General features: G+C 21.8%; 8 protein-coding genes. 3 read left to right on the top strand and 5 right to left on the bottom strand.

The features are described 5' to 3' along the window. Nucleotides 1–198 precede the first annotated feature (198 nt). From lysA to prfB, 3 genes are all read right to left on the bottom strand, one after another. Nucleotides 199–1,440, bottom strand: coding sequence for a diaminopimelate decarboxylase (lysA, locus tag AB4W75_RS01940; RefSeq protein ID WP_367679291.1), 1,242 nt, complete (start codon nt 1,438–1,440; stop codon nt 199–201). A 123-nt stretch (nt 1,441–1,563) separates the two neighbouring features. Next, a complete protein-coding gene (gene lysS / locus AB4W75_RS01935) occupies nt 1,564–3,069 on the bottom strand; it encodes a lysine--tRNA ligase (RefSeq protein ID WP_367679290.1) in 1,506 nt (501 codons plus the stop codon). Between the two features lie 9 nt (nt 3,070–3,078). After that, on the bottom strand, nt 3,079–4,176 hold the full coding sequence (gene prfB / locus AB4W75_RS01930) for a peptide chain release factor 2 (protein WP_367679289.1): 1,098 nt from the start codon (nt 4,174–4,176) through the stop codon (nt 3,079–3,081). A 294-nt stretch (nt 4,177–4,470) separates the two neighbouring features. Between prfB and ygfZ the strand changes: the two genes are divergently transcribed. After that, nucleotides 4,471–5,463, top strand: a complete 993-nt coding sequence (gene ygfZ / locus AB4W75_RS01925) for a tRNA-modifying protein YgfZ (protein ID WP_367679288.1) — start codon at nt 4,471–4,473, stop codon at nt 5,461–5,463. Nucleotides 5,464–5,642: 179 nt separating this feature from the next. Then, nucleotides 5,643–6,272, top strand: a complete 630-nt coding sequence (gene gmk / locus AB4W75_RS01920) for a guanylate kinase (protein ID WP_367679287.1) — start codon at nt 5,643–5,645, stop codon at nt 6,270–6,272. Nucleotides 6,273–6,538: 266 nt separating this feature from the next. Here the strand turns inward: gmk and typA are convergent, their stop codons facing one another. Then, nucleotides 6,539–8,353 carry a translational GTPase TypA gene (typA, locus tag AB4W75_RS01915; RefSeq protein WP_367679286.1) on the bottom strand — a complete coding sequence of 605 codons (1,815 nt, stop codon included), beginning with the start codon at nt 8,351–8,353 and terminating at the stop codon, nt 6,539–6,541. 463 nt (nt 8,354–8,816) lie between these two features. Between typA and yihA the strand changes: the two genes are divergently transcribed. After that, nucleotides 8,817–9,296, top strand: coding sequence for a ribosome biogenesis GTP-binding protein YihA/YsxC (gene yihA / locus AB4W75_RS01910; protein ID WP_367679285.1), 480 nt, complete (start codon nt 8,817–8,819; stop codon nt 9,294–9,296). Between the two features lie 183 nt (nt 9,297–9,479). Here the strand turns inward: yihA and polA are convergent, their stop codons facing one another. Next, the gene (gene polA, locus AB4W75_RS01905; protein ID WP_367679284.1) at nt 9,480–12,197 is read right to left on the bottom strand and encodes a DNA polymerase I; all 2,718 of its coding nucleotides are present in this window, start codon (nt 12,195–12,197) and stop codon (nt 9,480–9,482) included. Nucleotides 12,198–12,284 lie beyond the last annotated feature (87 nt).

Raw genomic sequence — 12,284 nt, 5'->3', positions numbered from 1 at the left:
ATAGTATTGATTTTAATTGTTAGAATATTTGTAAGTTATAATTTATATTATATATAGTAATGAGAAATATTATATCATTATTAATAATTATATATATAAATATATGAATTTGTTATTTTTATATAATTATATCAATAATATATATAAGATACAATTTTTATATTATGTATCTGTATTTTACAAGATTAATATCTTATTTTAAATTAATTCTAATTGCATCATTTCTTGATATGTTTGTCTTCTTCTAATTAATTTTGGTATTCCATTTTCTAATATAATTTCAGGAATTAATGGACGACTATTATAATTTGAAGACATTGATGCACCATAAGCTCCTGTATCATGAAAAATAATATAATCACCTATTTTTGTTTTTGGAAGTAATCTGGTTGTTAAAATATTATTACTATTTTGCGTAAAAATATCACCGGATTCACATAATGGTCCTCCTATAATAGTTTCTACTTGTTGATTTGAGTAAGTATTTGGATCGTTTTTATGAATAACAGATATATAATGGTAACTTCCATACATCGTTGGTCTTATTAAATCATTAAATCCTGCATTAACTAGAGTATAATGTTTCTTTCCCATAGTTTTAATAGCTCTGATTTCAGATACTAAGATTCCAGATTCTGCTACTAAAAATCTTCCTGGTTCGATTTCTAATTTAATTGAATGTCCTAAAAATTTTTCTATTTTTATTCTAGCTATATTCCATAAATTAAAATAATTTTTTATGTTAATATTTTTTTCTTCTAGTCTATAAGGAATAGGTAATCCTCCTCCTGCTGATATCCATTGTATATCTTTTTTTAAAGAATATATTGTATTAACCATAGCATTACATACTTTTTCTAAATATTCATTATTCACTCCAGATCCAATATGGATGTGTATTCCTATAAGTTTTAGTTTATATTTATTAATTATATCAATTGCTTCTAATATATTCCATATACCATGTTTACTATTTTCTCCTCCTGTATTTGTTTTTTCATGATGTCCATGTCCAAATTTTGGATTTACTCTTAACCATATAGCATGTTGAGGAGATAGTTTTCCTATTTGATGTAGCATATCAATAGATCCAATATTAACGGTAATATTTAATTCAATAATTCTTAATAACGTTTGATAGTCAAATAAATCTGCAGTAAATATGATTTCTTTTGGTGTAAATCCTGCAGTTAAAGCACGTTCTATTTCTCCTTGAGAAACAGCATCAACATGAATTTTATGTTCTTTCATTATTTTTAATATATTAATATTAGAACATGATTTTTGAGCAAATCGAATTCTATTAAATTGTTGTAATTGGATAATTTGTTTTTGAATGATGTTTTTATCATATATCCATAACGGAGTATTATATTTATTAATTAATTTGATTAGAGTATTTTTATCAAATTGATCTTTTTTATTATTGGTATGATTCATATTTATCTCTATCATTTATTTTTATAAAAATATACCTTACATGTGTATAATTTAAAATTGTACTTATTATATTTAAAATAAATAAAATATACTGTTATATAATTAATTAATATTTTTTAATATTTATTTTTTTTCTTTTATTTTCATTGTAGGAAATAAAATTACATCTCTAATACTAGTTTGATTAGTAAAAATCATAATTAATCGATCAATTCCAATTCCTAATCCTGCACTAGGAGGTAACCCATGTTCTAATGCACAAATATATTCTTCATCATAAAACATTGCTTCATCGTCTCCTAATTTTTGTTGTTTGATTTGTTCTTTAAATCGTTCTTTTTGATCTTCAGAATCATTAAGTTCAGAAAATCCATTAGCAATTTCATATCCACCTATAAAGAATTCAAATCTTTCTGCTACATTATTATTTAGATCATTTCGTTTTGATAAAGGTGATATTTCTATTGGATATTCAGTAATGAATGTAGGTTGTATTAGTTTTTTTTCTACACATTTTTCAAAAATTATACTAGTTAATTTTCCAATCCCCCAATGTTTTTCATATTTAATATTTAATGTGTTAAGAATGTTATTAATTTTTTTTATATTATTTAAGTCAGACAATTTAATATCAGGAACATATTTTAAAATTGCTTCTTGCATAGTTAGTTCTTCATACTCTTTAGATAAATCAAATATATGTTCTTGGTATTGTATTTTTTTATTATTGTTGATTTTCTTATTTATAGTAATTAATAATTTTTTAATTAGTTTCATCATATCTTTATAATCTGCATAAGCAATATATATTTCCATCATAGTAAATTCTGGATTATGTTTTGAAGATATACCTTCGTTTCTAAAATTTTTATTAATTTCAAATATTTTTTGAAATCCTCCAATAATTAAACGTTTGAGATATAATTCAGGAGCTATTCTTAAATACATATTTTTATCTAGTGTATTATGAAAAGTAATGAAAGGACGTGCTGTAGCTCCTCCTGGAATAGATTGAATAATGGGAGTTTCTACTTCTAAAAATTGATTTTTATTCATAAATTGTCTAATAATCATAATTATTGTAGATCTAGTTTGAAAAATTTGTTTGGTACATGGATTTATAATTAAATCAATATAACGTAAACGATAACGTAATTCCTGATTAGTTAAACCATGAAATTTACTTGGTAACGAACGAATTGCTTTTGTAAGTAATTGGATTTGTTTACAATTAATTGATAATTCTCCAGTATTGGTTTTAAATATTGTTCCTTCTACACCTAATATATCACCTAAATCTAGTTCTTTTATTTTAGTTTTATATTTATTAAGATTTATTAAATTATGTTCTTTAATATAAATTTGAATAATTTGATTTTGATCTTTTAAATTTATAAAAGTTGCTTTACCAATAATTCTTTTTTGAAGTATCCTACCTGCTATTTTAAATGTTATATTAATTTTTTTTAGTTCTTCTTTTGTCATAAAATTATATTTTAGATAAATTTCATTAGAATTATAATTTGGTTTAAAATTATTTGGAAATATAAAGCCTTGTTTTTTAATACTATTTAATTTTTTTAATCTAGTACAATATTCATTGTTATTTAAATTATTCTTAAATGACATATTTTTACCTTATATTCCAGCTTGTAAATTATCTAATATTAATGTTGTTAAGTTACCATCTAATATGTTATGTATATCTCGATATTCTATTCCTGTTCTTAAATCTTTAATTCTGGATTGATCTAATATATAAGAACGAATTTGTTTTCCCCATCCTATGTTAGATTTATTTTTTTCTAGTTTTTTTTTTTCTATATTTTTGTTTTTCATATTTAAATTGTACAATTTAGCTTTAATTTGCTTCATAGCTTGAGCTTTATTTTTATGTTGAGATCGATTATTTTGACATTGAGTAATAATACCTGTCGGTAAATGTGTAATTCGAACTGCAGATTCAGTTCTATTAACATGTTGACCTCCAGCTCCAGATGCTTTATAGACATCAATACGAATATCATTTGTATTAATATTGATTTCAATGTTTTGATTGATATCAGCATAGACAAATACAGAGCTAAAAGAAGTATGCCTACGATTACCTGTATTAAAAGGACTTTGACGAACTAATCTATGAATTCCACTTTCCGTTCTTAACCATCCAAATGCATATTTTCCAGATACTTGTATAGTAGCTGATTTAATTCCTTTAATTTCTCCTTCTGATAAGTGTAAAATTTCTGTTTTAAAACCTTGTTTTTCTGTCCATCTTAAATACATACGTAGTAATATATTAGTCCAATCTTGTGCTTCTATTCCTCCTGATCCAGATTGAAAATCAATATAACAATTTAAATAATCATTTTTATTTGAAAATATATAGCAGATTTCCATGTGATTAATTTTTTGTTCTATTTCATTTATATGAAATAGAATTTCAGATTCTATGTGATTATTATAACTTTCATACATAAGTTCTAAAAAAATTGTTATTTCTTGTATAAGATTATCGATTAATTGAAAATCTTTAATAGATTTTTCAAGATTAGATTTTTCTTTATTTAGTATTGCAACTTTGTTTTTATCATTCCAGGTTATCGATGAATTTAATTGTAAAATTGTTTCATTAAGTTTATCTTGTTTAGTTGCATATTCAAGATTTTTCCATAATTTATTTCTACGAATAGTAAATTCATTAATTTTATGTTTAATAAAATTGAGTTCTAACATGATTTTTTTTTCTCTACTATAGTAAATTAATTACATTTACAGTTGTATTACATATACTATATTTATTAATTAAAATAATTTTTTATTATTTTTACTTTTTTTTTAAATATATATAATGGAATTATAAATATTTATTAATATATATATATTAAATGTATGTATTTAAAATATATATTTATATACTATATTTATTAATTAATATATTGTTAACAATAAAAGTGGTATATATAAAATATTTATTTTTAGTAAATAAAAAAGTAAATTTTACTTTCAATTTTTATAGGATTTAATTGTGTGTCTAATATAACATTAACTGATCAATTTGTATGTTCAATAAATAATTTACATACAACTAGTATTATTTTAGATGATTTGTCCTGTATTTTTATAAAAGGTATAGATTTTAAACGATATTTGCAAGGTCAATTAACTATTGATGTTTTTTCTTTAAAAATTAATGAACATGTTATGACTGCACAATGTGATGTTAATGGTAAAGTTCGTAGTATTATTAGATTATTTTTTTATGATGATGGTGTTATGTGTATTGTCAGAAAAAGCTTGGTTCAGCAGACATTAATGACATTTAAAAAATATTCACTATTTTCTAAAGTTCAGATTTTCTTAGATGATCAAATTGTGTTGTTAGGAATGATTGGATTAGATATAAGAATTTTTTTAGAAAAATTTTTTATACTTTTGCCTAATAAAGATAATATAATTATACATATTAAAAACAAGATTAGCATTTTGTGGTTTAATGTACCAACAGAACGATTTTTATTATTAATGCCTTTATCATATGCAATTGATTTTCAAAAAAAAATTAAAAATTTAATACATGTATATGATAGAAAGTATTGGAAATATTTAGATATTGCTTCAGGTTTTCCTATTTTTGATAAAGAAATAAAATCAAAATTTATTCCGCAATCAGTTAATTTAGATTTATTTAACGGAATTAATTATCATAAAGGTTGTTATATTGGTCAAGAAATTATTGCAAAAATTTATTTCAGTCAAATTAATTATAAAAAAATGTATTGGTTAGTTGGAAATATTAATTATATTCCAGTGTTAGGTTCAATATTGAAAGTGAAAAATAATGATCATTTTATATATGTTGGTTTTATTTTATCAGTGGTAAGGATCAGTTCTGATTTAATTTGGATACAGGCAATACTTAAAGATAAAATATCTAAGGAAAGTATTTTATATTTAAATGAAGATGTAAATTATCCATTGTATATTAATGATTCTGTTTTTTATGGTAATTTTATAAAATAATTATATAGTAGTAATGTTATTTTAATTTCAGTGTATCTTATATTTTTTGTTTTTTTTTTGTTTGTATTTGTGTAATTTATGTATTATTTATTTAATATTATTAAATTTTTAATTTAATTGTTATTCACTTTTTGTTATTTTGAATTATTTCTTTTTTTTTTTTTAATTTTTTAATAATTATGACTAAAGGTATGCTTTTTATTGTTTCCGCTCCTAGTGGAACTGGGAAATCAAGTTTAATTACAGAATTATTAAATACCAAACAATTATGTAATATGAAGATTTCAATTTCTCATACTACTAGAACTATTCGTCCAGGTGAGCATCATGGTAAACATTATTATTTTGTTTCTAAGAGACAGTTTCGTAAAATGATACAAGATCAAGATTTTTTAGAGTATGCTAAAGTATTTAATCATTATTATGGTACTTCTAAAAAAGTTATTAATAAATTATTATCAAATGGTGATAACGTATTTTTAGATATTGATTGGCAAGGCGCGGAACAAATTCGAAGAACAGTCTTACAAACTTGTAGTATTTTTATACTACCTCCATCTAAATTAGAATTATATCAACGATTAAAGAAAAGAGGTCAAGATACTCATCTTGTTATTTCTAAAAGAATGGCACAAGCAGTATCAGAAATGAAACATTATTTAGATTATGATTATTTAATTATTAATGATAAATTTAATGTAGCAGTATCTGATTTAGAATTAATTATTCGAGCAAAACAATTAAGTACACATTTACAGAAAAATGTGTATTATAACTTAATTCATCAGTTAATTAATATAAAAAAATAATTTAATAATATTCTATTATTATAAAAAAAATTATCGTTTTCATATAAATAGTTTTTTTGATTAGTACTAATTAATGTATAATTATTTTATATATTTTGTTACAATTTTTGTGAGTTATTAATATTACTCAAATATATGTTTTTATATTTATTATGATTAGAAATACTAATATAATCCTATTAATTATATAGGATTATATTCTTTTATGCTTAATATTATTTGTGTTGATATTAAATTGATAATATTGAATTGAATAATTTTATTATTTATTTTTTTTTGAAATTTTTTTTTCTTTCATTTTCAGTTAAATATTGTTTTCTTAATCGAATATTATTAGGAGTTATTTCTATTAATTCATCATCATTAATAAATCCTAAAGCATCTTCTAAATTCATATTAATAGCTGTTGTTAATGAAATAGATTCATCAGTTCCTGAAGCTCTCATATTAGTTAATTTTTTTCCAGTTAAACAGTTAACTGTTAAATCATTAGATCGATTATGTACACCAATAATTTGACCTTCGTATACATTAGATCCATGTCCTAAAAATAATTTTCCTCTATCTTGTAAATTATACAAAGCGAAAGCTACGGCCATACCTGTACTATTTGATATAAGTACTCCATTTCTACGTTGTCCTATATTAGAATTTTGTATATTTCCATAATGACTAAATGAAGAATTAAATAATCCGGTTCCAGAAGTCATACTAATATATTCAGAACGAAAACCTATTAAAGCACGACTGGAAAGTATATATTCTAAACGTATTCGATTATTATTCATAGGTGTTATATTTATCATTTCTCCTTTTCTATTTCCTAGAAAGTTCATAATTATGCCTTGATATTTTATTTCGGTATCTAAAATAACATGTTCAAATGGCTCTTGTTTAATAGAATTTGCTTCTCGAAAAATGACTTTTGGACGTGATACTTCTAATTCAAATCCTTCTCTTCTCATGTTCTCAATTAAAATTGATAAATGTAATTCTCCTCTTCCAGAAACACAAAATGTATTAGAATTATTAGTTTCTTCCATATGTAAAGCAACATTATGAATTAGTTCTTTTTTTAATCTTTCTCCAATCTGACGAGAAGTAACATATTTTCCTTCTTTTCCTGCAAAAGGAGAACTGTTAACAGAGAAAAACATTTTAATCGTAGGTTCATCTATATTTAATTTGGGTAGTGGTTGAATGTATTCAGGATCACAAATTGTATCTGATATATTAATATTATTTAGTCCAGTAATAGCTACAATAGATCCTGAAATAGCTATATTAGTAGGAATACGTTTTAAACCAATATAGGTTAAAATTTGATTAATTTTCCCTATTTGTTTTTTTCCATTATTATTAGTAATAATTATGTTTTGATTTGATTTTGCTGTACCTTGTTTAATTCTTCCGATTCCGATAACTCCTAAGTAGTTATTATAGTCTAATTGAGAAATTTGCATTTGTAGTTTTTTATTATAATTTTTTTTTGGGGCTGGTACATACTTAATAATTGATTCATATAAAGCTGTCATATCAGTCTTCATATTTTTCAGATTAGTTCCAGAAATTCCAGTTAATGCTGAAGTATAAATAATAGGAAAATTAATTTGATCATCATTAGCGTTTAAATTAATAAATAAATCAAAAATCTGATCTATAACCCATTCAGGGCGAGCATTTATTCTATCAATTTTATTAATTACGACTATAGGATTCATTCCATAATTAAATGCTTTTTCTGTAACAAATCTAGTTTGTGGCATAGGTCCTTCTAAAGCATCTACAATTAGTAATACAGAATCTACCATAGATAAGATACGCTCAACTTCTCCACCAAAATCAGCATGTCCAGGGGTATCAACAATATTAATATGATATCCGTTCCATTTTATGGCAGTATTTTTTGATAGTATAGTAATACCTCTTTCTTTTTCTAAATCGTTAGAATCCATGATTCTTTCTGTTTGTACTTCATGTATATCAAAAGTTCCTGATTGTTGTAATAATTTATCAATTAAAGTAGTTTTTCCATGATCAACGTGCGCAATAATTGCTATATTTCTTATGTTTTGATTCATAACTTATCCTAATATGTTAATTGTAAAAATTAACAAGTATAGATTTTAATTGGTGGTAAAACGAGATTAAAATATGAAGTTTGATATTTTAGTATGATTAATATTTAGTTTATGTATCTATTAATAGAGTTTTTTAGCAATTGTTTATAAAATATTTAATTTTCATTAAATAATAATTCAATATATGCATATGTTTTTTATATTAAATTATACTATTTTTTTTAAAACCATACTAGTATTTTAAAAATGAACATGAAAATTAATGTTTATAAAATATAAATATGTTAGTGTCAATAAAAGATATTGTATAATTTTTTTAAATGATATTAAACAATTTTGTTTAAAATGTGATAAATAATTATATTTTAGTTTTAAATTAAAATATTAAATGTATAAATTATATATTTACTATTTTTTTTTAACTAATGCATAATTAATAATTTTATTATAAAAGGGGTATAATATGTTTTTAAATTATTATAAAGATACTTTTTTTTTAACTAGTATCGTTAATGTAGGGCAATTGTTAACTGTAGGAAAAGAAATTGCTTTTATTGGATATTCAAATGTAGGTAAATCTAGTGTGATTAATATGTTAACAGAAAAAAGAGGTTTATCTAAAATTAGTAAAACTCCTGGTAGAACTCAGATGATAAATATTTTTGAAATATCAACTGGTTATCGTTTAATTGATTTACCTGGTTATGGATATGCAAAAGTATCAAAAGAAAATAAAATGAATTTAAATCTTTTATTAAATCAATATTTATTACATAGTATTTGTTTAATTGGTGTATTTGTTTGTATGGATATTAGACATGTAATAAAAGAGTTAGATAAAAAATTTTTACATATCTTAATTCAAAAAAAAATTTCAATATGTATTATATTAACTAAATCAGATAAACTAAATCAAGATAAAAAAAAAAAAAGATACAGGTAATTAAAGAATATTTATCTAAATTTTATATCAAGATAGATTATATAGTATTTTCTTCTCATAAAAGTATTGGCATAGATAAATTAAAACAAAAAATTAATTTTTGGTTTACATAAGGATAATATGTTATGTATTTTAAAATAATTGTATTAATTTAAAATTATTTACATTTATATAGAATATGTTTTAATATATTTCATTCCAATTTATTCCAATTTTAGCATTCACTTTAATTGGTACGTTTAATAAAATACTATTTTCCATCAAATATTTGATTTTTTCTTTAATTATATTAATATATTGATGATGTACTTCAAATATTAGTTCATCATGTACTTGCATAATCATTTTTACATCAATAGGATAAAATTTGTTTAACCAATTTTCTATATTAATCATAGCTAATTTAATAATATCTGATGCTGTTCCTTGAATTGATCCATTAATTGCTGTTCTTTCAGAAGATTCTTGTATATATTTTGTAGTTGAATTAATATTTGGAATATATATTTTTCTACCTGTAATAGTAGATACATAACCTAATTTTTTTACATGTTTTTTAGTTTCATTTATATAGTTAACAATTCCTTTATGTTGATTAAAATATGTATGAATATATTTTTTTGCATCTTTATAATTAATTTTTAATTGTTCAGCTAATCCAAAAGCACTAATTCCATAAATTACAGCAAAATTAATACTTTTTGCATGATTTCTTTGTTCTATTGTTACTTCATTATAAGGTATATTAAAGATCTCAGTGGCAGTTAAAATATGTACATCTTGATTATTTGTAAAATATTGAGTTAGTTTTGGATCTTGAGAAAAATGAGCAAGTATTCTTAATTCAATCTGAGAGTAATCCAATGATAAAATAAAAAAATTTTTTTCTGGAATAAATGCTCGTCTTATTTTTTTTCCTATTTTTTGTTTAATAGGAATATTTTGTAAATTAGGGTTGCGCGATGATAATCTTCCCGTAATAGTACTAGTTTGATAATATGAACTATGAATTCTACCAGTATAACTATTTATCATTTTTGGCAATTTATTTAAGTATGTTGATTGTAATTTATATAAACTGCGATATTCTAGAATTATTTTAGGTAAAGGATGTAATAATGATAATTTATTTAAAGTTAATTTATTAGTTGATTTGTTTCCTGTTTTTGTTTTCATACTAATATTTAGTTGGTTTTTAAAATATAATATATTTTTTATTTGTTTATTTGAACATAAATTAAATGGTTCTCCAGCTAATTGATGCGCTTGTGATATTAATTTTAATAATTTATGTTTAATTAAATTAGATTGAATATGTAATTTTTCTTTATCAATTAAAACTCCATAATATTCTATTTTTGCAAGTATTTTTATAAGTGGAATATCAATAGTATGAAATATATGGGAAGTCGTTGAATCTTTTTTGATTTTATTCCACATAATATTATGTAATTGAAGTATAATGTATGCTTGTAATCCTAAATTTAATTGATCAGCTGATAATTGTTTGTTTTTTTCAGTGTTCTTGTTAATATATTCTAAAAATATATTTTCTAATTTTGCTTTAGTACATAAATTATAAAAATTTTCTGATTGATTAATAATATATGATTCTAATATCACATCAAATTTAGCACCATTTAAATTAATGTTATATTTTTTTAATGCATAATAATAGTTTTTAAAATTATATCCAATTTTTATTTTTTTTGGATCTTCAAGTATATATTTTAAGTAAGAAAAAACATTTTTGTGATTAAGTTTAGAAGTGTCTTTCTTGTCATAATTACAAAAATTAATATACATAGATTCTTGAGAATTAATTGCTATACCAATACCAATAATATTTCTATTAAAATTAATATCTTCTAAGTGTAAATAAAAAGAAAATATGGATAAAGTATCTAATTTTTTTATCCATTTTATTAGTATTTCAATAGATGTAATGTTACAGTTAGTAATTTGTTTATTGTTGATATGATTGTTAGTATTATTGTATTCTATTTGATTTTTAATATTAAAATTAATTAAATTATTAATATTTTTTTTCCATTTCTCCAATCCATGATGTTCAAATATTTTTAGTAATTTACTAATATATGGTGGTTTTATTTGTAATTGTATTGTATTAAAATTTATTGGTACATCTGTTTTGATTTTTGATAACATATATGACAAAAAAGCTATATTTCTATGAGTAATAATTTTAATTGCAATATTTTTTGCATTACGTATTGGTAGAGATGAAATTAAATTTGAATTTTTATAAATATTATCGATGGATCCAAAATTTTGTATTAACTTTATAGCTGTTTTTTTTCCAATCCCTGGTATTCCTGGAATGTTATCTGTTGTATCTCCCATTAAACCTAACAAATCTGGAATGAATTGAGATTGTACACCATATTTTAGTTCTATTTCTTTTGGACCTAAAATTTTATTATCATTATTAATTATTTTTATATTATTGGATACTAATTGTCCTAAATCTTTATCATTAGTACTAATTAAAACTAAATTGTTTTTTTGAGCATAGTAGTTAGATAAAGTTCCTATAACATCATCTGCTTCAAAATTTGGTATAATTATAGTGGATACACCTAGATATTTTATTATTTTATAAATTGAATTAATTTGTATTTTTAATTCGTCCGGTATGTTTTTTCGATTTTTTTTATATTCTGGGAATAACTGATGCCTAAAATTTTTACTAGGTGAATCAAATATAATAATCATATATTTTGGTTTATGATCATGTAAGATTTTTTTAATCATATTTATTATTCCATAAATCGCTCCAATAGGTTCTCCTAATGTATTAGTAAATAATGGTAAAGCATAATATGCACGATATAAATAATAAGTACCATCTATAAGTAATATAGATTTTTTTGTTATCATAAATTATTCTTGATTAAGTAATAAATAAAGTATATATGTTTTTCAATTAATATATTACGATTGTTATATAAATGAAATATTTATATA

Source organism: Buchnera aphidicola (Eriosoma lanigerum) (assembly GCF_964059125.1).
In the GTDB taxonomy this organism is placed as follows: Bacteria; Pseudomonadota; Gammaproteobacteria; order Enterobacterales; family Enterobacteriaceae; genus Buchnera_D; species Buchnera_D aphidicola_C.
This window is presented reverse-complemented; position numbering and strand designations above follow the sequence as displayed.